Origin of the sequence: Pseudomonas sp. 43(2021) (genome assembly GCF_017490805.1) — a bacterium.
Taxonomy (GTDB): Bacteria; Pseudomonadota; Gammaproteobacteria; order Pseudomonadales; family Pseudomonadaceae; genus Aquipseudomonas.
In genome coordinates this window covers 1-431 of record NZ_JAFGYJ010000584.1, presented here as the reverse complement: position 1 = coordinate 431, position 431 = coordinate 1, and the positions used below count along the sequence as shown (strand labels likewise).

The 431-nt window shown below is 61.9% G+C and carries 1 protein-coding gene; it reads right to left on the bottom strand.

The window, feature by feature from the left end:
- Positions 1-431 (bottom strand): NAD(P)(+) transhydrogenase (Re/Si-specific) subunit beta (locus J5M71_RS28815; RefSeq protein WP_207839092.1); only part of this gene is annotated, 431 nt, incomplete at both ends.

Here is a 431-nt window from a genome sequence, read left to right as displayed (position 1 = left end):
GCATACCGGCAATCGGTGACTTCGGATCGTTCTTCGCGGCCGGGTTGACCACGTCGTTTGCGCCGAGCACCAGCACCACGTCGGCCTGACCGAACTCGGAGTTGATGTCTTCCATCTCGAACACCTGGTCGTAAGGCACTTCGGCCTCGGCGAGCAGGACGTTCATGTGCCCAGGCATGCGACCGGCCACCGGGTGAATCGCATACTTCACGGTCACGCCGCGATGGGTCAGCTTCTCGGTCAGTTCCTTCAGTGCGTGTTGTGCACGGGCCACTGCCAGACCGTAGCCCGGGACGATGATCACGGTGTCGGCGTTGGTCAGCAGGAAGGTTGCGTCATCAGCCGAACCGGATTTCACCGGGCGAGCTTCCTGCGCACCGGCAGGGCCTGCATCTGCCGTATTGCCGAAACCGCCGAGCAGTACATTAAAG